We start from the raw sequence: 19,979 nt of genomic DNA on the forward strand, positions 1-19,979 counted from the left end.
TGTCACCAGACCTTCGTGTAGCCGGTGGAGAGCTGCGAACCCTTGTGCCGCCACTTGGGTTCCTTGTTCTTCTGCCGGATCGTGTACTTGCGCAGCCGGCGCACCACGGTCCCGTACGCCGTGCTCGCGGTGGTCGACACCCGGGCGCCGGTGGGTTCGTCCATGAACGGCATGAACTTGTCCGGGAAGCCGGGCATCGTGCAGGCGATACAGATCCCGCCCACGTTCGGGCAGCCGCCGACGCCGTTGATCCAGCCTCGCTTCGGTACGTTGCAGTTCACCACCGGGCCCCAGCAGCCCAGCTTCACCAGGCACTTGGCCGACCCGTACTCCTTGGCGAAGTCGCCCTGCTCGTAGTACCCGGCCCGGTCGCAGCCCTCGTGCACGGTGCTGCCGAACAGCCACTGCGGCCGCAGTTCGGCGTCGAGCGGGATCATCGGGGCCTGGCCGGCCACCTGGTACAGCAGGTAGACGAGCGTCTCGGACAGGTTGTCGGGGTGGATCGGACAGCCGGGGACGCAGACGATCGGCAGGCCCGCCTTCGACTTCCAGCCCCAGCCCAGGTAGTCCGGCACGCCCATCGCGCCGGTCGGGTTACCGGCCATCGCGTGGATCCCGCCGTACGTCGCGCAGGTGCCGACGGCAACGACCGCGGTCGCCTTCGAGGCCAGCCGGTCCAGCCACTCCGAGGTCCGCATCGGCTGTCCGGTGGCCGGGTTGTTGCCGAAGCCGGCCCAGTACCCCTCGGACTTGATCGCCTCGTTCGGGATCGAGCCCTCGACCACCAGCACGAACGGCTCCAGCTCGCCGCGGTCGGCCTTGTGCCACCACTCGATGAAGTTGTCCGCACCGGTCTCCGGGCCGCACTCGAAGTCGATCAGCGGCCAGTGCACCGCGATCTTCGGCAGCCCGGGCAGGGCGCCGAGGACGATCTCCTCGATACTCGGCTGAGTCGCCGCGGTGAGCGCCACCGAGTCGCCGTCGCAGCTCAGCCCACCGTTCATCCAGAGGATGTGGACCGCCGCTTCCTCGGCCGTCTCCTGTGCGTGTTCCGGCTCCAGCGTGGTGGACACGAGCCCCGCCTCCCTGACCCACGGTTGACGTGCGCACCGGCACCTGGCGGGCCTCGGCGCGCCTCTGTTTCGGACCCTACGTCCGGACCGGCGCGCGGGACAGACACTTGTGTCAGGTATTAATGGCAGTGTCGGGAATTCCGTGATTCCGCGATTCCGGGACAATTCGGCCGAGCGGGTCCGGTGCGTTCCGTGGGTATCGTTGAGCATTACCGCGAACATCGACCGGAAATGCCCTGGAGCGGTGCCGAGATGCCTGCCGATCCGCCGCCGGACGGCTCCGGCAGCGAGACCTTCGTCTCGCCCGTGGTCGTCGTCTCCCATGTCTTCCCGGCGCGCCCGGGATCGCTGCCGGACGCCGAGCTGTTCGTCCGGGAAGCGCTCCAGCCCGCCGCGCTGGAGCCGGCCGAGCAGCAGTCCCTCTACCACGCGATCACGAGCGCTCTGCTGGCCGCGGCCGGTCCGGCGGAAGGGACCTTCGACGTCACCGTGCGGCTCTTTCCCGACGGCGTCGAGGTCGAGGTCCTGCACGGTGCGACCGGTCGTCCGGTCGAGTCGTCTCCCGAGCCCTTCGCCGAGTGGTTCACCGGAGTCTTGCGCGGCCAAGGGCTCTCCCAGCAGGCGGCGGCCCGCCGGATCGGAGTGTCGGTGCGCACCATCAGCAGGTGGCTCCGCGGTGACACCGAACCGCGATTACGGGACCTGCGCCGATTGCACGAAATCTTCGGGCCGTGATTCTTCCGGGGCTGTTGCCGGCCGTCGCCCGGGTCTAGGCTGCGAAAAAGAGTCCGTCGTTGACGGAATGCGCGAATTTTCGGCGGCCACACCGGTGGGGTGAGGGCAACGATCGATGGCACGCGGGTCCGTGATCGCCTGCTGGTGACGGGGGTCGTCCAGGGCGTCGGGTTCCGCCCGTTCGTGTACGCCCTGGCCCGCGAGCTGGGTCTGTCCGGTCAGGTCGCGAACACCGCGGCCGGCGTGATCGCCGAGGTCGAGGGACCGGCCGTCGCGGTGGCCGCGTTCGCCCGGCGGATCGCGGTGGACGCCCCGCCTCTCGCCGTCGTGGAGAGCGTCCAGGCCGAGGCGGTCGAGCCGGCCGGCGGGACCGAGTTCGTGATCCTCGAATCCGCCGCGGGAACCGGCCGGACCCTGGTCTCACCCGACGTGGCGACCTGCGCGGACTGCCTGGCCGAGCTGGCGGATCCGGCCGACCGGCGGTTCCGGCATCCGTTCGTCAGCTGTACGAACTGCGGGCCGCGGTTCACCATCATCACCGGGCTGCCGTACGACCGGCCGGCCACGACGATGGCGGCGTTCCCGCTCTGCCCGGACTGCCGGCGCGAGTACTCCGATCCCGCGGACCGCCGGTTCCATGCGCAGCCGATCGCCTGTCCTTTCTGCGGTCCCCGGCTTCGCCTGTATCAGCCCGGCACCGAACCGCGGTACGGCGAGGAGGCGTTGGCGGTCGCGCATCTGTTGCTCGGGTCGGGCGGGATCCTTGCGGTGAAGGGGCTGGGTGGATTCCACCTGGTCTGCGACGCGTCCGACGAGACCGCGGTCGCGTCCTTGCGGAAGCGCAAGGACCGCGGCAACAAGCCGTTCGCGGTGATGGCGGCCGACCTGGCCGCGGCACGATCGATCGCGGAGATCGACGACGCGGAGGCCGAGCTGCTCGCGGGTCACCTGCGGCCGATCGTGTTGTTGCGGAGTCGATCCAGCTCCGGAATCGCGCCGAGTGTTGCCCCGGGCAACCCCGACCTCGGGATCATGGTGCCGTACACCCCGCTGCACCAGCTGCTGTTCGACCAACCCGGTCCGTGCGTGCTGGTGATGACCAGCGGCAACCTCTCCGGCGAGCCGATCGTCACCGCCGACGACGAGGCCGAGGTACGGCTCGCCGCGCTCGCGGACGCCTGGCTCGGGCACGACCGGCCGATCCACGTGCCGTGCGACGACTCGGTGGTCCGGATCGTCGACAGGGCCGAACTGCCGGTCCGTCGCTCCCGCGGGTACGCGCCGTTCCCGATCGACCTACCGATCCCGGTGCGGCCGACGCTGGCGGTGGGCGGGGACCTGAAGAACACGTTCTGCCTGGGCGACGGCCGGTACGCGTGGTTGTCCGGGCATGTGGGCGACATGGACAACCTCGCCACCTTGCGCGCGTTCGAGAAGGCGGAGCAACACCTCGAGCTGCTCACCGGGGTCCAGCCGGAGCTCCTGGTCACCGACAAGCACCCGGGGTACCGATCGCGGCAGTGGGCCCTTCGGCATGCGGCCGGACGGCCCGTCGTCAGCGTGCAGCATCACCACGCGCACCTCGCCTCGGTGATGGCGGAGCACCGGCACGACGGTCCGGTGATCGGCTTCGCCTTCGACGGCACGGGGTACGGCGATGACGGGGCTGTGTGGGGCGGCGAGGCGATGCGCGCGACGTACGACGGGTTCGAGCGGCTGGCCCATCTTCGGTACGTGCCGTTGCCGGGTGGGGACGCGGGGGTCCGTAATCCCTGCCGGATGGCGTTGTCGCACCTGCGAGCGGCCGGGCTGCCGTGGGATCCGCGGCTGCCGTCCGTGGCCGAATGTACCGGCGCGGAACGGGACCTGCTGGCCGCGCAGTTGGAGCGCGAGATCGCCTGCGTACCCACGTCGAGCATGGGCCGGTTGTTCGACGCGGTGTCCTCGTTGGCGGGAGTGTGTCACCGCGTCGGGTACGAGGCGCAGGCCGCCATCGAGCTGGAGGGCCTGGCCGTCGCCGACGAGCGGGGCGGGTACGAGTTCGCCTTACAGGGTGAGGAGATCGACCCGGCACCGGTGCTGGCTGCCGTCGTCAGGGACGTGCTGGCCGGGGTGGACGCCGGGGTGGTGAGTGCCCGGTTCCACCGAGCGGTGGCCGGGCTGATTGTCGCGGAGGCGGAGCGGATCAGGACGGCCGACGGGCTGTCCACAGTCGCTCTGTCCGGTGGCGTGTTCGTGAACAAAGTGTTGCTGTCGGCAACTTGCCGGGCGCTGACCGAAGGCGGGTTCACCGTGCTCCGGCCGCACCGGGTGCCGCCCACCGACGCCGGTCTGGCGCTCGGGCAACTGGCTGTCGCGGCCCGTGAACGGAAGGAGGGAACAGCATGTGTCTAGCCGTACCGGGACGAGTGGTGGAGATCCGGGAGGAGGACGGGACCCGGATGGGCAAAGTGGACTTCGGCGGCGTGATCAAGGACGTCTGCCTGGCGTACCTGCCCGACCTCCAGGAGGGCGAGTACACGATCGTGCACGTCGGGTTCGCGCTGCAGCGGCTGGACGAGGAGTCGGCCCGGCAGTCGCTCGAGCTGTACCGCAAGCTCGGCGCGCTGGAGGAGGAGTTCGGCGACCAGTGGGGCCTGGCCGCGCAGCAGGCCGGTGAGCGGCGGCCGCCGGGGACCGAGTGGGGGGCCGCGCAATGAAGTACCTGGACGAGTTCAGCGATCCCGAGCTGGCCAAGCACCTGGTCGGCCAGATCCACGCCACGGCGACGAAGCCGTGGTCGATGATGGAGGTCTGCGGCGGGCAGACGCACACGATCGTGCGGCACGGGATCGACCAGTTGCTGCCGGACGGGGTGCAGATGATCCACGGCCCTGGCTGCCCGGTCTGCGTGACCCCGCTGGAGATCATCGACAAGGCGCTCGAGATCGCGTCCCAGCCGGGTGTGATCTTCTGCTCCTTCGGCGACATGCTCCGGGTCCCCGGCAGCGGGCGCGACCTGTTCCGGATCAAGAGCGAGGGCGGCGACGTCCGGGTGGTGTACTCGCCGCTGGACGCGCTCCGGCTGGCCCAGGAGAACCCGGATCGTCAGGTGGTGTTCTTCGGTATCGGCTTCGAGACCACCGCGCCGCCGAACGCGATGACGGTGTACCAGGCGAAGAAGCTCGGCATCCCCAACTTCAGCCTGCTCGTCTCGCACGTCCGGGTGCCGCCCGCGATCGAGGCGATCATGCAGTCGCCCGACTGCCGGGTCCAGGGCTTCCTGGCCGCCGGTCACGTCTGCAGCGTGATGGGCACCGCGGAGTACCCGGAGCTCGCCGACAGATACCGGGTGCCGATCGTGGTGACCGGGTTCGAGCCGCTGGACATCCTGGCCGGGATCCTGCGCACGGTGACCCAGCTGGAACGCGGTGAGCACGTGGTCGAGAACGCGTACCAGCGGGCCGTCCGGGACGAAGGGAACCCGGCCGCGAAGGCGATGCTGGAGGACGTGTTCGAGACCACCGACCGGTCCTGGCGGGGGATCGGGATGATCCCGCGGAGCGGCTGGCGGCTGTCGGAGCGCTACCGCGAGTGGGACGCGGAGTACAGGTTCCAGGTCCGCGACATCGCCACCGAGGAGTCGACGATCTGCCGAAGTGGTGAGGTGTTGCAGGGGCAGATCAAGCCGCACGAGTGCGCGGCGTTCGGCACCCTCTGTACGCCGAGGAACCCGCTCGGCGCGACGATGGTTTCGAGCGAGGGCGCGTGCGCCGCGTACTACCTGTACCGCCGTCTGCAGACACCGGCGGCCGCTGGTACCGGGGCGGTGAGCAGCGGTGATTGAGCCGATCCCGCTGCCGGATCCGTCGGTCCCGGATCCGCCGGACTTCAGCGGCTGGACGTGCCCGATGCCGTTGCGCGACCACCCGAACGTGGTGATGGGACACGGTGGCGGCGGGCAGATGTCGGGGGAGCTGATCGAGCACCTCTTCGTGCCGGCGTTCGCGAATCCGGTGCTGGCCGGGCTGACCGACTCGGCGGTCTTCGAGCTCGGTGGTGCGCGGCTGGCGTTCTCGACCGACTCGTTCGTCGTCCGGCCGTTGTTCTTCCCGGGCGGCAGCATCGGCGACCTGGCCGTCAACGGGACCGTGAACGATCTGGCGATGAGCGGCGCGCAGGCGGCGTACCTGTCCTGCGGCTTCATCCTCGAGGAGGGCGTCGAGCTGTCCGTGGTCGGGCGGATCGCGAAGGACCTCGGCACCGCGGCCGAGCGGGCCGGCGTGATCGTCGCGACCGGGGACACGAAGGTGGTCGACGCGGGCCACGGGGACGGCGTCTTCGTGAACACCGCCGGCGTCGGGCTGGTCCGCGAGGGCGTGGACATCCGGCCGCAACGCGCCGCCCCCGGGGACGTGGTGATCGTCAGCGGGATGATCGGCGTGCACGGAATCGCGATCATGAGCGTACGGGAGGGAATCTCGTTCGGTACCGAGGTGGTCAGCGACTGCGCCCCGTTGAACGGCCTGGTCGCGGCGATGCTGGACGTGACGACCGACCTGCACGTGTTGCGGGATCCGACCCGCGGCGGCGTGGCCACGTCGCTCAACGAGATCGCCAAGGCGGCCGGGACCGGGATCGATCTGGTCGAACGTCAGTTGCCGATCCCGGAGACGGTCGCGAACGCGTGCTCGTTCCTCGGCCTCGACCCGCTCTACGTCGCGAACGAGGGCAAGCTCCTCGCCGTGGTCGCGCCGGGCGACGCGGACGCTGTCCTGGCGGCGATGCGAGCCCATCCGCTGGGCCAGGACGCGGCGATCATCGGCGAGTGCGTCGAGGACCACCCGGGTCTGGTCGTCACCCGCACCGCCTTCGGCGCGACCCGGGTCGTCGACACCCCGATCGGAGAACAACTACCCCGCATCTGCTGACCGCACCACCACGGCCACCACCTCGTCGACGGGCGCTCGCGTGTCGATCTCGACAGTCGCGACCTCGCGCAGCAGCGGCTCGACGGTATCCTTGAACTCCAGACTCCGCGCGACCTCCGCCGGGTCCTTGCCGTACACGTTGGTGGTCCGGGTGGTCAGCCGCTCCACCATCACGTCCTTCGGCGCACTGAGCAGGACGACTGCATCGAACGACGGCACGAACTGGCCCATGTTCGCTGCGCATCCACTGACGAACAACGGCCGCTCGATCGGTCGGGCGAGCAGCTCCCGGACCCGGTCCGCCCGCCAAACCCAGTCCTGCCCGGCCTTCTCCGGCGACGGCCCGTCATCGTCCTCGACGTCCACCCATTCGGACCACTCGGCATCGTCCAGATCGACCGCGGTGTGGCCGTCCGCGGCCAGCCGCTCGATCACGGTCGACTTCCCGACCCCGGACATCCCCGTCACCAAGACACGTCGCATCCGCTCATCTTAGTGTGTTGACCATCTTGGGTGGCTGACTAGTTTCGCCTTATCCACAAGGGGGTCTGTGGATAGTGGATTTGCGGTGGTGTCGGTTGGTTGATCTATAGTCGATCACATGTTCGATGGCGATGTTGCGGAGCTCGACGCGACCGGGGTACTGACCTCGGCCGCGGCGCATCGTGCTGAGATCGATCGGCTTGAGGCTCGGTTGTTGGTGCATGCGCAGGTGTTTGCTGATTTGCACTGTGCTGATGGGTTGCCTGCTCGGGGTGGGGAGGGGCGGGAGCGGGGTGTGGTTTATGGGGGTGTGGGGTGTCCGGCGATTGCGGAGTTCGCGCCGGCGGAGTTCGGGGCGATGGTCGGGACGTCGGCGGGCAGCGCTGCGGCCTACATCGGGCAGGCGTTGGCGCTACGGCATCGGCTCCCGCGGATCTGGGCGACGGTGTTGAACGGGGAGGCGACGCCGTGGAAAGCCTGCAAGGTCGCGACCGCCTGCCTGGACCTGTCCGAAGAAGCTGCAGCGATCGTCGACGAACAGGTCGCCGGCCTCGTCGACACCGTCACCCCGGTCCGGCTCGGCAAGATCGTCACCGCTGCTCGTTATCGCGCTGATCAGGATGCTGCCCGGTCTGCTGCCGAGCGGAAGGCGCGTGAGCGTGGTGTGTATGTCGGGCGGGCCGATGATCACGGCACCAAGTCGGTGTGGATCCTGGCCGCGACCGGTGACGTGCTGCGCTTCGACGCCACGATTGACGCGCTGGCGGAGGCGTTGAAGACGCTGGGTGATCCGGATCCTGTGCGGCTGCGGCGGGCGCGGGCGCTGGGCATCCTGGCCGACCCGGCCCATGCCCAAGCCATTCTCACCGCCGGGCGCGCCGGAGTCGTTGCCCAGCCGGCGGCCAGCGATTCAGCGACTGCCGCCGCAAACAGCGCGACTGCTGCCGCAAACAGCGGGACTGCTGCCGGAGACGGCGCGACTGCCGCTCAGCCCGGTTCCGTCCAGCCGGATCCGGTGCAGGGGAGCGCACTGCGGGCTGATCTCCCTCAGCTGGAACTTGTCCAACCTCGCGAGGCACCGCCGCAGTCGGCGGCACCGGACGCCGCCGTCGGGACAGCGGCCGCGGGCGCCGCCGGCGAGGCAGGCGGAGTGGAGCCGTGGGACATCCCTGCCGATACCCCTGCCACCGCCGAGCAGACACCGGTGGACTCCGGCGTGCCCACACGTCAGGTGGTCAACGCCGACCTGGCCCAACTCGATGGCATCACCGGCTCCCGCACCAGCCGCACCACCATCTACGTCCACCTCACCGACCACACCCTCGCCACCGGCCACGGCGTCGCCCGGGTCGAAGGCGCCGGGCCGCTCCTCGCCACCCAGCTCACCGAACTCATCGGCCACCGCCCCTACTCGGTCCGGCCGGTGATCGACCTGAACGACACCATCAGCGTCGACGCCTACGAAATCCCCCGCCGGCTGCGCGAGCAACTCAAACTCATCCACCCCATCGAACAGTTCCCCTACGGCACCGCAGAGACCACGCTCGCCACCGACCTCGACCACATCCAGCCCTACGACCCGCACGGTCCACCCGGGCAGACCGGCACCACCAAACTCATCCCGCTACGGCGCTACAGCCACCGGGTCAAAACCCACGGCCGCTGGAAGGTCAGCCGTGTGACCGACGGTGCCCTGGAATGGACCAGCCCCCACGGCTTCACCTTCCACGTCGACCACACCGGCACCCGCCGCACCGACAACGCCCATCCTCGCGACGCCGACGCCGACGCCGACGCCGACGCCCGCCCAGGCTGACGACGGATCGACAGGGCGCGACTCACCTGAGTGCCGGGTCCAGCTGCAGCGTGGTGAGCCAGTGCTGCCAGGCACCCAGGCCGTCGCCTTTGGTGGCGGAGACCTTCAGCAACTCGGCGTCGGGGTTGAGGCGGTGGATCAGGTCGAGGCAGAGGTCGACGTCGAAGTCGACGTACGGGAGCAGGTCGACCTTGTTCAGCAGGACCAGGTCGGCGGTGCGGAACATGTACGGGTACTTGGCCGGTTTGTCGGCGCCCTCGGTGACCGAGATGATCACCACCCGCGCGATCTCGCCGAGGTCGAACAGGGCCGGGCAGACCAGGTTGCCGACGTTCTCCACGAAGACCAGCGCGCCGTCCGGCGGATCGAGCTCGGTGAGACCGTTCGCCAGCATGTCCGCGTCCAGGTGACAGCCGGCGCCGGTGTTGATCTGGACCACCCGGCTGCCGGTCTCGCGGATCCGCCGGGCGTCCAGCCAGGTCTCCTGATCGCCTTCGACGACAAGGGTTTCGCGGGTCCCCTCGAACGCGCGGATCGTCGCCTCCAGCAACGTCGTCTTGCCGGAGCCGGGGGAACTCATCAGGTTGACCGCGGTGATCCCGCGCTCGGTCAGGCGTCGGCGGGTGACCGCGGCGATCCCGTCGTTCTTCGCCAGGATCTCCTGCTCCAGCAAGACCGTCCGGCTCTCCTCGCGCGGATGCCCATGCCCGTGCCCATGACCGTGGCCGTGGTCATGACCGTGGCCGTGGTCATGACCGTCCCCGTGGTCGTGGTGATGTTCCTCGATCAGGGAGATGCGGGTGCCGCTGCCTTCGCCGGAACATCCGCAGGTGCTGCACATCGTCAGGCCACCTCCACCGAGAGGATCCTCAGCTGCCGGCCGCTGAGAACGTCGAGGTTCGCGCTACCGCACGGGCACAGCATGATCGGGTCCTCGAGGGCGAACTCGTCACCGCAGTCCCGACAGTACGCCCGGCCCGCCGGTTCGTCGATGTCCAGCGTCGCCCGCTCCAGCCCGGTCCCGGCCGCGACGACGTCGAAGCAGAATCGCAGCGAGTCCACCACGACGCCGGAGAGTTTCCCGATCTCCAGGCGCACCACCGTCACCGGACCGTCCCCGACCTTGTCGGTCACCGCCCCGATCACGCTCTCGGCGATCGCGAGCTCGTGCACATCTCGGACGGTAGAACCGCGCCGGGCGGTCCGGCAAGGCCGGGGACACCGGACCGCCCGGCCTCAGCAGCTCAACGGCTGCAGGGTGAACGGCAGTAGCGTGTCCGCACCCGGACGCAGTACGACGTCCACCGACGCGGGCCGGTAACCGTTCGCCGCGACCACGACGCGGGTCTTCACCGCGTTCCCCGGCAACCAGAGCGCGTACCCGCCGTCCGCCCCGCTGGTCAGCGTCCACGAGTCACTCCGCCGGTCGATCGCGAGCACGGCGTCCCGTACCGGCTGGACGCTCCCGTCGCACGCCTTCGCGGTCACGGTGCCGGAAAGCCTTGCCCAGTTGGGCGGAGCGTCCGCGGTCATCGTGACGTCGACCGGGCCCGCGGCGTACGGGGTGTTCTCCCGGACCAGGAGGCGCGAGCGGTACACGCCTGGTTGCGCGACCACCTTCGCGTTCAGCGTCACGGTGATGGTGACGCTCGTCTTCGGGGCCAGGGTGCCGGTCGTGGCCGACTCGCTCAGCCAGGGTGCGTCTGTTCCCGCTTCCTCGCAGTCGTCGAAGCCCGGCAACTGCTCGCTGTACGGCACCGCTCGCGCGTCGACCAGGCCGCCCACCCGGTAGAAGCCGCAGGCCGCGGCGCCGCGGTAGATGGCGCGACTGCTGTTCGGCAGCGCGGTCCACCGGTCCGACTCGGGGTCGTAGCCGAACGTCTCGTTGGTGAGTACCGAGGAACGCACCGCGACACCGCCCGCGACGACCAGTTGACCGTTCGCGACCGCGTAGCTGCTTGCCCACAGGTCGACCGGCAGGTCCGCGATCCGGGACCACGCGTTGCTCACCGGGTCGTAGACGTAGCTCCGGTTCGAACTCCGCGGCGACCCCTCACCGAGCCCGCCGGCGCAGTACAGCTTCCCGTCGATCCCGCCGCAGGACGGCCACGAGACCGGCTCCGGATACGGCGCGACCAGGTCGAACCGGTTGTGGGCCACGTCGTACGCCGTGACGTCGGTGGTCGCCGTCTGGCATTCACCCTCGCAGCCGCCGACGGAGTACACCTTGCCGTCGAGCACCGCCGAGCCGGCTGCGCCCCAGGGCTTGGGGTTGTCGGCGCCGGTGGTCCACCGGTTCGCCGCGGGATCGTAGATCATCGTGCGCGCCGCGGGCGGTCCCTGCGGACCCCACCCGCTGACCACGTACAGCTTGCCGTCCACGAAGCCCGCGGCCGGCTTCTGCCGCGCCTCCGGCATGTCCGCGAGACGCCGCCACTGCAGTTGCGCCGGGTCGTAGACGTACGAGGCCGGGGTCGCACTGCCACCGAAAACAGCCCCGCCGACCGAGTACACGAGTCCGCCGGAGGTCGCCACGGCGTGGTCCTTGACGGTCGTCGGGTAGTCGGCCACCGGCATCCACCAACTCGCGCTCGGCTCGGCTGTGGAGCTGGTCGACGCGCTGACGACCCGACCAGCCTGCGGAGTCACCGGCGTACGGCGAACCGGTGCGCCGGTGGGAGTGGTCAGCCGCTGGAGGTCGAATCCACCTTGTGCTTCGGCCAGCGAGTACGTGAGCGGTGCCGTGCCGTCGTTCCGCAGGGTGACCTGGCGGGTGGCCGTCTTGCCGAGCCGGAGCCTCGCGTCGACGGCGGACTCGGACACGGTCAGGCGGCCGGCCTTGAGGGCGAAGTTCGCCGACGTGATCCAGTCACGTTCGACCTCGACCGCCTTGCGCTGGACCTGGTACCCGTTCCGGGACGCGCTGACCTTCTCCGTACTGCCGAGCGGCACGAACAGCCAGTACAGCCCGTCCGGTTGGCCTTCGTCGTCGGGCGTGGCGATCGTCGTCGCTGTGTGCCCGTTCGCGGTGACGGTCGCGGCCGTGATCGGCTGCTTGGTGTTCGTGTCCGTGACCACGCCGTGCACGAGGCCGCCGGACACGCGGCCGCACTGCGCGTCGTACCCGAGGGCCTTGCAGTTCCGCGGATCGACGGGGACGTTCACGTCCTTGAGGGTGTCCTCGGTGAGCTCGATGTCGAAGCTGCTCGCGGTGTACCCGGCGGCGATCGGCTGGACCGTCAAGCGGTGCACCGCGCCGACCGGCAGGTCGATCGAGTACCGGCCGGTGGTCGGCTTGGTGAACCACTGGCCGGGGACACCGTCGATCGTCAGCTTCGCGTACAACGGCCAGCCGTGGCCGGACCCGTCCCGGACCAGGCCGCTCAGCGTCGACCGCGGACTGACGGCCAGGGTGATGTCCTTCGTGGTGGTCGACTGCGCCTGGATCGCGAGCTTGCCGAGGACCTGGCTGTCGTAGCCGAACAGCTGGACCGTGACATCGTGCTCGCCCGCGTCGAGGTACAACTGATAGTTGCCCTGGGCATCCGAAGTCGCGACCACGCTGCCCGGTGCACTGAGCTTCGCCCCGGCGACCGGGGATCCGGTGGCGTCGGTGACCTTGCCGGTGAGCAGGCCGGCGTCCGGCCGGGGCGCGTTGCCGATGGCGTCGAGCACGTCCAGCATGCCCTCGCCGTACACGCTGTTGTCCGCCGCCGTACCGCCGCAGCTGGTGTCGTCGCGATCGTGCGCCGTCCGGTCCAGGAGTGCCCGGGTCGCGGCCACGTCACCGACCAACGACGGCGCGGCCGACCAGAGCAGCGCGACGGCGCCGCTGAGATGCGGCGCGGCCATCGACGTTCCGCTGTACCAGGCGTACCGCCCGCCGGGAACGCTGGACCGGACCATCTGCCCCGGCGCCACGATGTCGGGCTTGACCTCGCCGGACTGCGGGTTGCCGCGGGAGGAGAAGCTCGCGATCTTGCCCTGCTCGTCGACCGCGCCGACGGCGTACGACTCGGCGTAGTCACCGGGTGAGCCGTTGGTCGAGCAGGCCGGCCCGTTGTTGCCAGCGGCAAAGGTCGTGAAGATGCCGGCCGCGGTCCACTGCCGGACCCAGTCCTGGTACCACGGGTCGTTGACCGGCGCGGACCAGGAGTTGTTGACGATGTTCGGCCGCTTGGACGGATCCGGGTCGGACCCGTCCAGCTTGGTCGGCGCCAGCATCCACTGCGCGCTCAGGGCCAGGCCGAGATCGGAACACCCGTCGGTCGTCGCGCAGCCCTTGGCCGAGATCCACCGGGCGCCCGGCGCGACCCCGATCTGGTTCCCGGCGTGGTCGTCACCGGCCATCGTCCCGAGCGTGTGCGACCCGTGCCCGACGTTGTCGCACGGGACCGGACTCCCACACGCGTTCTCCGGGTCGTACCAGTTGTAGTCATGGCTGAACGTGCCGTCGCCGACGGTCCCGCGGTACGACGACACCAGGGCCGGGTGGTCGTACTGCGCCCCCGAGTCGATGCTGCCGATCACGATGCCCTGACCCGTGCTGCGGTACCGGGTCCACGCCTGGTCCGCGTGGATCGCCGAGACACCCCACTCGATCCCGGCGGCCGCCTTGGTCCTCGAACCCGCGGTCGGGGCCGGAAGCTGGTACGTGGTCGTGGGGCGGAGCGAGACCACCTTCGGATCGGCGGCGAGCTTCTCGGCGAGCTCGCGGCTGCCGTTGCGGACATAGATCGAGTTGTCGATGTACAGCGAGGTGTAGCCCGTCTTCGCCTTCCGGAGGACGTCGACCGCGTCGGCCTGGTCCCGGTCCGCCTTGCCACGGAGACCGGCGACCACCGCCTCACCGCGGGCCTTCCAGCCCTTGATCCGCGCGGCCGAACCGAGCGTGGGTTGCGCCTCGAACCGGACCCAGAAGTCGGTCCGCGCCGTGGTGAGCTTCGAGGACAACCCTGGTTCGATCTTGCCGAGTGGGCTCGCTTCGGCGGCCGCGGTACCGGCCAGGGCGGAGGCGACCACGGCGACCGGCAGGAGGACCCCGGCCAGGACGCGACGGATCGGCCGGGACGTCGGTATGCGCACGGGGGTTCTCCTTCAGCACGGGGCGGTCGACCGTCGATCCTCGTCAGCCCGGGCGGGACCCGGCAAGACGCTCGGCTGGCCTGATCCCGCCATGGCGGATGTCGGCCAGGTCCGGGCTTCTGGTGGGTCGATGGGCCGGCAGCGCTCGGGGGTGGGGAGACGGATATGGCACGATTTCAGGGTGACCACCAGATCCGAGGAGGCGCAGCGGCTGAACGACCTGGCCCTGCTACGCCGCGTCCGGGACCGGATCGACCGGGAGTACGCCCAGCCGCTCGACGTGGAGGCGCTCGCTCGCGGCGTGAACATGTCCGCCGGGCACCTGAGCCGCCAGTTCCGCGCCGCGTACGGTGAGTCGCCGTACGGGTACCTGATGACGCGGCGGATCGAGCGCGCGATGGCGCTGCTGCGGATCGGCGAGATGAGCGTCACCGAGGTCTGCTTCGCGGTCGGCAGCTCGTCGCTGGGGACGTTCAGCACCCGCTTCACCGAGCTGGTCGGGGTGCCGCCGAGCGTCTACCGCCGGCAGATGACCGAGGGCACCGCGGGGATCCCGGCCTGCGTGGAGAAACAGGTGACCAGACCGATCAGGAATCGAGAAGCGCGGCCCGCCGCCCGCGCCTAGCCTGAGCGGCATGGACATCACCATTCACTACGCGTTCCTGCCGCACACCGACCCGGACGCCTCGCTCGCGTTCTACCGCGACACGCTCGGCTTCGAGGTCCGCAACGACGTCGGGTACGCCGGCATGCGCTGGCTCACCGTCGGTCCGCCCAACCAGCCCGGCACCGCGATCGTCCTGCACCCGCCCGGCGCCGACCCGGGCGTCACCGAGGACGAGCGCCGCACCATCGCCGAGATGATGGCCAAGGGCACGTACGCCGGCCTTTCCCTGGCCACCCCGGACCTCGACGAAACCTTCGAGAAACTCCAGAGCGGCGACGCCGAAGTGGTCCAGGAACCCACCGAGCAGCCCTACGGCGTCCGCGACTGCGCCTTCCGAGACCCAGCCGGCAACCTCATCCGCATCAGCGAAGTCAACTAACCCGCACACCCGCGCACCCCCGGCACCCCCGCACGCCGCGGAACACCCCGCGCCCGCGCGCATCAGGCCGACTTTGTACGCGGCTCAGCCACTTCCGCGCCGACGAGGTGCCTGACCCACGCACAAAGTGGCCGACCATCCGCCCACAGCAGGCGGGCAACGCGGCTCGCGGATGCTCGGACCCAACTCGGGACCTGGAACACCAACCGGGGCCGGGTACAGGCCATAGCTTGTTCACGGTCCCGGCTACGGGTTCACGGTCCCGGCTACTGGTACTCGGTGTCGGCTTGGGTGGGTGGTTGAACGGCGAACCACCCGGGGCCTGGGGCTCCCGGGTGGTTCGTGGTGTTGTTCCGCTGGTCAGCGGGGTGGGGTCAGAAGTCGAAGCCGCCGTCGAAGCCGCCGCCGTCGCCGCCGCCGAAGTCCCAGCCGCCGCCGTCGCCGCCGCCCATGTCGCCGCCGCCGGAGTCCTGGCTGAAGTCGAAGTCGCCGCCGCCGTCGCCCCCTTCGCCGCCGCCACCGTCGGCCATGCCGGCGTCGTAGCCGGCCGCGTAGTCGCCGTAGCCGCCGCCGGCGAACATGCCGCCGAGCATGGTGCCGATGAACATACCGGTCATCACGCCGCCGAGGGCGCCGAACATGCCCTGGGCGTACGGGGCGTAGGCCGGGCCGGCCTGCCAGTACGGGACGCGCTGCGGGCCGACCATGACCTTGCGGATGTCCGGGTCGGCACCGGCGCGGACGCGCTCGGCGTCGGCGGCGCAGGCCGGGACCTCGCGCGGGGCGCCGCCCGGGGGAGACCAGGTGACGTCCTCGACGGACGGGCCGTGCTGCGGGTTGAAGAAGCAGGACGGGCGGCGCTGCGGGAGCGGCTCGCCGTTCACCCGGGCGCGGACGCACGCCATCGCGTAGCGGCCGTCCTCGAGGATCTCGATCACGTGCTTGATCTGCTCGGCCTCGGTCACCTGGGTGACGGCCTGCTTGGCCGACTCGTAGGAGTCCAGGGCGCGCTGGTAGTCCTGCCGGGCGCCGTCGCCGAGGTCCTTGCCGACCATGTCCAGGTCGAGCTCCTGCAGCTCCTCACCGAACCGGGTGATGTCCTCGTCGGCGGTCCGCTTGACCGATTCGACCTCGGCCGCGGTGATCTGCTGCTGCTGCTTCGACTGCAGCTGGGTGCGTCTGTACGACCGGTACGCCAGAACTGCTATCACGACGACCGCGATCAGCAGGATGAATTCCATGACGAGCCTTCCTCGACGGGCTTTACGTCGAGCCTACCGAAGCGGTCCAATTCCGCGGAAAAATCCCGCGGGTCAGCCGCGCTCGGCGGGGTCGTACCGGCGCCGCATCGCCTCGCTCGCCGCGGGTCCGGAGGTGAAGACGTGCTCCGGCCCGTCGATCCGGCGGCCGCTGGCCCGGTCGACCAGGACCGGTTCGACCTCGGTCCCGGTCTCGGCGTCGACCAGGATCATCGTCCGGTCCGCGGGTGCCAGCCGGGCGTTGCCCCAGGCGGCCAGCGCGACGATCACCGGCCGTAGCGACCGGCCGAGGTCGGTCAGCACGTACTCGTACCGGGTCGGCCTGTCCTGGTACCGGCGCCGCTCCAGCAGCCCGTCGTCGACGAGGGTGCGGAGCCGGGTGGTCAGCATGCTCGACGAGATGCCCAGGTTGCGCTGGAACTCGTCGAACCGGGTGAAGCCGTCGAACGCGTCGTGCAGGATCAGCAGCGTCCACCACTCGCCGACGTGCTGGACCGTCGTCGAGAGCGGGCAGGACAGATCCTCGAACCGGAACTGGTTCCGCATCACGACCCCTCACTTCGATTTCCGAAGTCATTCTAGGTCGTCCACCCGCCCACGCCACGCAGGGTGACGGGAATGCGCGGATCCCGGTCACTCCTCGCACATAATCGGTTACTGCTGTCGCATCAAGCACCAGCTCGGCCGGAGGCTGTCCGATGAGCACCACTCGATCCCTTCGACTCACGGGGGCTGCGGCGACGGGGCTGGCCCTGTTCGCCACCTTGCTCCCGCTTCCGTGGAACCACCCCGCACCCGCTGCCGGAGTACTGGCCGGCGAGGTCGGCGAGTCCCCGTCGTACGAGGAGCTGCCGCTCAACACGGCACCCGGTACGCGGTCCGCCAACGCGTCCGCGCAGGCGACGAAGCCGTTCGGCCTGGTCGGGGTGACCTGGCCGTACCAGGCCGATTCGAGCCGGGTCCAGGTGAAGGTCCGGGTCCAGCGCGACGGAGCGTGGTCCGCGTGGGAGTCGCTGCACGTGGAGGACGAGCACGGGCCGTCCGACCGGGAGGGCCGCGCGCGCTCCGGGACGGAACCGTGGTGGGTCGGTGACGCGAGCGGGATCGAGGCGTCGCTGACGACCAAGGACGGGACCGCGATCCGTGGGGCGAAGGTTGCCCTGATCAACCCCGGCACGAGCGTGTCCGACGAGAACCCGCAGGCCGCGGCCACGGTCACCGGTGCCGAGGTGGATCGGCAGGCGAGCCGGCCGCCGTATCCGATTCCGGCGATCATCGGCCGGCCCGGCTGGGGCGCGGACGAGCGGTTGCGCAGTCACAACGGGGCCGCCTGCGCGAAGCCGAAGTACACGAGCACGGTCCAGGCTGCGTTCGTCCACCACACGGCCGACCGCAACGACTACACCCGGGCGCAGGTGCCCGCGATGATCCGCAGCATGTACGCGTACCACGTGAAGAGCCGTGGCTGGTGCGACCTCGGGTACAACTTCCTCGTCGACCGGTTCGGCCGCGCCTGGGAGGGCCGGTACGGCGGGATGCAGCTGCCCGTGCTCGGCGCGCACACCGGGGCGTACAACGCGAACTCCTTCGGCGTCTCGCTGATCGGCAACTACGAGAAGACGGCCCCGAGCGCGCAGATGCTGGAGGCGACGGCCCGCATCGTCGCCTGGAAGCTGGACGCGAACTACCGCTCCCCGGTCGGCACCGTCGTCCTCGCCGGGACCAAGCTGAACACCGTCTCCGGGCACCGTGACACCAAGGCGACCGCGTGCCCGGGCAACGACCTGTACTCCAAACTCGGGTGGCTGCGGCAACGAGTGCACGCGTTGATGGGCAAGAGCGTGTCCACCGAGATCTACCAGTACGCCCAGCGGCTCGGCGGGTACCGTGCGATCGGTCAGCCCTTCTGGGGTGAGCACCCGACCAGGACCGGCCGGGCGACGTACTTCGGGAACCGGGACATCTACTGGTCGTCCAGGACCGGGGCGAAGTCGGTGCAGGGCGGATTCCGCGCGCGGTTCCGGGCGATCGGGCCCGACGGCGTCCTCGGTCTGCCGGTCGCCGAACAGCGCAACGGCCGGGTGTCCGGCAGCCGGGTCCAGGCGTTCCGCAGCGGCGCGATCTACTGGTCGCCGCGGACCGGGATGCACGCGGTGTACGGGCTGATCTCGCGCAGGTACGGCGCACTCGGCGCGGAGTCGTCCCGGCTAGGCCTGCCCACCTCGCCGACGTACAAGGTGAATGGTGGCACCCAGCAACGATTCCAGCGGGGCACGCTGACCCTGAGCACCCGGACCCAGCAGGTGTACCTCTCGTGAAGCGGGCGTTGACCGTCGGGCTCGTGCTGGCCACCTTGCCGAGCGGACTCGCGGTCGCCGGTGAGCCCGGCGAGCCGGTCGAGGCCGAGGCGGTCCAGACGATCACCGGTCGCGGCTTCGGCCACGGTCGCGGCATGTCCCAGTACGGCGCACAGGGGGCCGCGATCGCCGGGAAGAACGCACGCCAGATCCTCGACTTCTACTACCCCGGGACCGGGACGGGCAAGGCGACCGGGACCATCCGGGTCCGGCTCACCGGGGACACCACCGACGGCGTCCGGGTCGCGGCCGCGGCGAACCTGAAACTCCGCGATCTCAAGGGCAACAAGGTCTACACGTTGCCCAGGGCATCGAATCGGAACCAGTGGTCGATCGACCCGCACGGCGACCACGGCACCCGGGTCAGCTGGTTCGACGCGAAGCAGCGGAAGTGGACGCTGTGGCGCACGTTGCCGGGGATGGGTCAGTTCGAGGGCGCGGCCGTGATCGCGCTGATCATGCCGAGCGGCGCCCAGGTCGGGTACCGCGGCGCGATCCGCTCGGCCGACGTGGCCGGCCCGCACCTGGACACGATCAACGTGCTGCCGCTGGAGACGTACCTGCGCGGCGTGGTCCCGCGGGAGGCGATCACCAGCTGGCGTCCGGCCGCGCTACAGGCCCAGGCCGTTGCCGCGCGCACCTATTCGGCGTACCACCGGAAGCGGGCCGGGAACCGGGCGTACGACCTCTGTGACACGGTCGCCTGCCAGGTGTACGGCGGGTACGGCGCCGAGGTGGCGTCGACGAACGCGGCCATCGCGGCGACCGCGGGCCAGATCCGGGTGCACCGGAACGCGCCGATCATCGCCGAGTTCTCCTCGTCCAACGGGGGAGCGACGGCGGCGGGCGACACGGCGTACCAGGTGCTCAAGCTGGACAGCTGGGACGCGTACCCGGGCAACCGGAATCCCAACGCGACCTGGACCGTCACCCGGACCAGCGCCCAGCTGCAGGCGGCCTTCGGGGTCGGCGCGTTGCGCAGCCTGAAGATCACCTCGCGCACGGGGGTCGGCCCGACGGGTGGCCGGGTGAACTCGGTCGAGGCGGTCGGCGCGTCCGGGCGGAAGGTGCTCAGCGGTGACGCGGTGCGGTCCCGGCTGGGTTTGCGGTCGGCCTGGTTCACCTTCGCCGGGGTGCAGCCGCTTGATATACCAACTATTCCCTGACAATTCGGGGGTGCCGAGCCATTGACGCGGAATCCCTGTGACAGTTAGA

At 70.1% G+C, this 19,979-nt stretch carries 17 protein-coding genes; 10 read left to right on the top strand and 7 right to left on the bottom strand.

Features of this window, described 5'->3' with window-relative positions:
* Positions 1–2: 2 nt before the first annotated feature.
* Complete coding sequence (locus FB561_RS15445; RefSeq protein WP_202880623.1) at positions 3–1,073, bottom strand: NADH-quinone oxidoreductase subunit B family protein; 1,071 nt, start codon at positions 1,071–1,073, stop codon at positions 3–5.
* Positions 1,074–1,325: 252 nt separating this feature from the next.
* Between FB561_RS15445 and FB561_RS15450 the strand changes: the two genes are divergently transcribed.
* The 5 genes from FB561_RS15450 to hypE all read left to right on the top strand — a co-directional run bounded on the left by FB561_RS15450 (position 1,326) and on the right by hypE (position 6,718).
* The gene (locus FB561_RS15450; RefSeq protein ID WP_145807285.1) at positions 1,326–1,808 is read left to right on the top strand and encodes a helix-turn-helix domain-containing protein; all 483 of its coding nucleotides are present in this window, start codon (positions 1,326–1,328) and stop codon (positions 1,806–1,808) included.
* 99 nt (positions 1,809–1,907) lie between these two features.
* Positions 1,908–4,202: a carbamoyltransferase HypF gene (gene hypF / locus FB561_RS15455; RefSeq protein WP_145807287.1), complete on the top strand. Its 2,295-nt coding sequence runs from the start codon at positions 1,908–1,910 to the stop codon at positions 4,200–4,202.
* Complete coding sequence (locus FB561_RS15460) at positions 4,193–4,507, top strand: HypC/HybG/HupF family hydrogenase formation chaperone (protein ID WP_145807289.1); 315 nt, start codon at positions 4,193–4,195, stop codon at positions 4,505–4,507. Before hypF ends, FB561_RS15460 begins: the two co-directional genes overlap by 10 nt.
* Positions 4,504–5,634 carry a hydrogenase formation protein HypD gene (gene hypD / locus FB561_RS15465; RefSeq protein WP_145807291.1) on the top strand — a complete coding sequence of 377 codons (1,131 nt, stop codon included), beginning with the start codon at positions 4,504–4,506 and terminating at the stop codon, positions 5,632–5,634. Before FB561_RS15460 ends, hypD begins: the two co-directional genes overlap by 4 nt.
* On the top strand, positions 5,627–6,718 hold the full coding sequence (gene hypE, locus FB561_RS15470) for a hydrogenase expression/formation protein HypE (protein WP_238334829.1): 1,092 nt from the start codon (positions 5,627–5,629) through the stop codon (positions 6,716–6,718). Before hypD ends, hypE begins: the two co-directional genes overlap by 8 nt.
* Here the strand turns inward: hypE and FB561_RS15475 are convergent.
* Positions 6,701–7,201: an AAA family ATPase gene (locus FB561_RS15475; RefSeq protein WP_145807293.1), complete on the bottom strand. Its 501-nt coding sequence runs from the start codon at positions 7,199–7,201 to the stop codon at positions 6,701–6,703. The two genes, hypE and FB561_RS15475, sit on opposite strands and share 18 nt — an antisense overlap.
* A 118-nt stretch (positions 7,202–7,319) precedes the next feature.
* Here FB561_RS15475 and FB561_RS15480 point away from each other — a divergent pair, with 118 nt between their 5' ends.
* A complete protein-coding gene (locus FB561_RS15480) occupies positions 7,320–9,017 on the top strand; it encodes a 13E12 repeat family protein (RefSeq protein ID WP_145807295.1) in 1,698 nt (565 codons plus the stop codon).
* A gap of 22 nt (positions 9,018–9,039) precedes the next feature.
* Here the strand turns inward: FB561_RS15480 and hypB are convergent, their stop codons facing one another.
* The 3 genes from hypB to FB561_RS15495 all read right to left on the bottom strand — a co-directional run bounded on the left by hypB (position 9,040) and on the right by FB561_RS15495 (position 14,102).
* The gene (gene hypB / locus FB561_RS15485) at positions 9,040–9,858 is read right to left on the bottom strand and encodes a hydrogenase nickel incorporation protein HypB (protein ID WP_145807297.1); all 819 of its coding nucleotides are present in this window, start codon (positions 9,856–9,858) and stop codon (positions 9,040–9,042) included.
* A 2-nt stretch (positions 9,859–9,860) separates the two neighbouring features.
* Positions 9,861–10,190, bottom strand: a complete 330-nt coding sequence (locus FB561_RS15490) for a hydrogenase maturation nickel metallochaperone HypA/HybF (RefSeq protein ID WP_145807299.1) — start codon at positions 10,188–10,190, stop codon at positions 9,861–9,863.
* A 63-nt stretch (positions 10,191–10,253) separates the two neighbouring features.
* The gene (locus tag FB561_RS15495) at positions 10,254–14,102 is read right to left on the bottom strand and encodes a S8 family serine peptidase (protein ID WP_145807301.1); all 3,849 of its coding nucleotides are present in this window, start codon (positions 14,100–14,102) and stop codon (positions 10,254–10,256) included.
* Positions 14,103–14,283: 181 nt separating this feature from the next.
* Here FB561_RS15495 and FB561_RS15500 point away from each other — a divergent pair, with 181 nt between their 5' ends.
* Together FB561_RS15500 and FB561_RS15505 are read left to right on the top strand one after the other, a co-directional pair.
* Positions 14,284–14,727: a helix-turn-helix transcriptional regulator gene (locus FB561_RS15500; protein WP_170284680.1), complete on the top strand. Its 444-nt coding sequence runs from the start codon at positions 14,284–14,286 to the stop codon at positions 14,725–14,727.
* A 10-nt stretch (positions 14,728–14,737) separates the two neighbouring features.
* Positions 14,738–15,148, top strand: a complete 411-nt coding sequence (locus tag FB561_RS15505) for a VOC family protein (protein ID WP_202880624.1) — start codon at positions 14,738–14,740, stop codon at positions 15,146–15,148.
* A 374-nt stretch (positions 15,149–15,522) separates the two neighbouring features.
* Here FB561_RS15505 and FB561_RS37905 read toward each other — a convergent pair whose 3' ends face one another.
* The gene (locus FB561_RS37905) at positions 15,523–16,389 is read right to left on the bottom strand and encodes a hypothetical protein (RefSeq protein ID WP_170284681.1); all 867 of its coding nucleotides are present in this window, start codon (positions 16,387–16,389) and stop codon (positions 15,523–15,525) included.
* A 72-nt stretch (positions 16,390–16,461) separates the two neighbouring features.
* Positions 16,462–16,953 (bottom strand): winged helix-turn-helix transcriptional regulator, encoded by a 492-nt coding sequence (locus FB561_RS15515; RefSeq protein ID WP_145807305.1) that lies wholly within the window; start codon positions 16,951–16,953, stop codon positions 16,462–16,464.
* A gap of 152 nt (positions 16,954–17,105) precedes the next feature.
* Here FB561_RS15515 and FB561_RS15520 point away from each other — a divergent pair, with 152 nt between their 5' ends.
* Positions 17,106–18,725, top strand: a complete 1,620-nt coding sequence (locus FB561_RS15520; protein ID WP_145807307.1) for an N-acetylmuramoyl-L-alanine amidase — start codon at positions 17,106–17,108, stop codon at positions 18,723–18,725.
* Positions 18,722–19,930, top strand: a complete 1,209-nt coding sequence (locus FB561_RS15525; RefSeq protein ID WP_145807309.1) for a SpoIID/LytB domain-containing protein — start codon at positions 18,722–18,724, stop codon at positions 19,928–19,930. Before FB561_RS15520 ends, FB561_RS15525 begins: the two co-directional genes overlap by 4 nt.
* Positions 19,931–19,979 lie beyond the last annotated feature (49 nt).

The sequence above is a fragment of the Kribbella amoyensis genome, assembly GCF_007828865.1.
Taxonomy (GTDB): Bacteria; Actinomycetota; Actinomycetes; order Propionibacteriales; family Kribbellaceae; genus Kribbella; species Kribbella amoyensis.

What these genes read in the sequence shown, in the direction of transcription:
- FB561_RS15450 (WP_145807285.1), top strand. Translation starts at nt 1,326, where the DNA reads ATGCCTGCCGATCCGCCGCCGGACGGCTCCGGCAGCGAGACCTTCGTC.
- FB561_RS15460 (WP_145807289.1), top strand. Translation starts at nt 4,193, where the DNA reads ATGTGTCTAGCCGTACCGGGACGAGTGGTGGAGATCCGGGAGGAGGAC.
- hypD (WP_145807291.1), top strand. Translation starts at nt 4,504, where the DNA reads ATGAAGTACCTGGACGAGTTCAGCGATCCCGAGCTGGCCAAGCACCTG.
- FB561_RS15475 (WP_145807293.1), bottom strand. Translation starts at nt 7,201, where the DNA reads ATGCGACGTGTCTTGGTGACGGGGATGTCCGGGGTCGGGAAGTCGACC.
- FB561_RS15480 (WP_145807295.1), top strand. Translation starts at nt 7,320, where the DNA reads ATGTTCGATGGCGATGTTGCGGAGCTCGACGCGACCGGGGTACTGACC.
- hypB (WP_145807297.1), bottom strand. Translation starts at nt 9,858, where the DNA reads ATGTGCAGCACCTGCGGATGTTCCGGCGAAGGCAGCGGCACCCGCATC.
- FB561_RS15505 (WP_202880624.1), top strand. Translation starts at nt 14,738, where the DNA reads ATGGACATCACCATTCACTACGCGTTCCTGCCGCACACCGACCCGGAC.
- FB561_RS37905 (WP_170284681.1), bottom strand. Translation starts at nt 16,389, where the DNA reads ATGGAATTCATCCTGCTGATCGCGGTCGTCGTGATAGCAGTTCTGGCG.
- FB561_RS15515 (WP_145807305.1), bottom strand. Translation starts at nt 16,953, where the DNA reads ATGCGGAACCAGTTCCGGTTCGAGGATCTGTCCTGCCCGCTCTCGACG.
- FB561_RS15520 (WP_145807307.1), top strand. Translation starts at nt 17,106, where the DNA reads ATGAGCACCACTCGATCCCTTCGACTCACGGGGGCTGCGGCGACGGGG.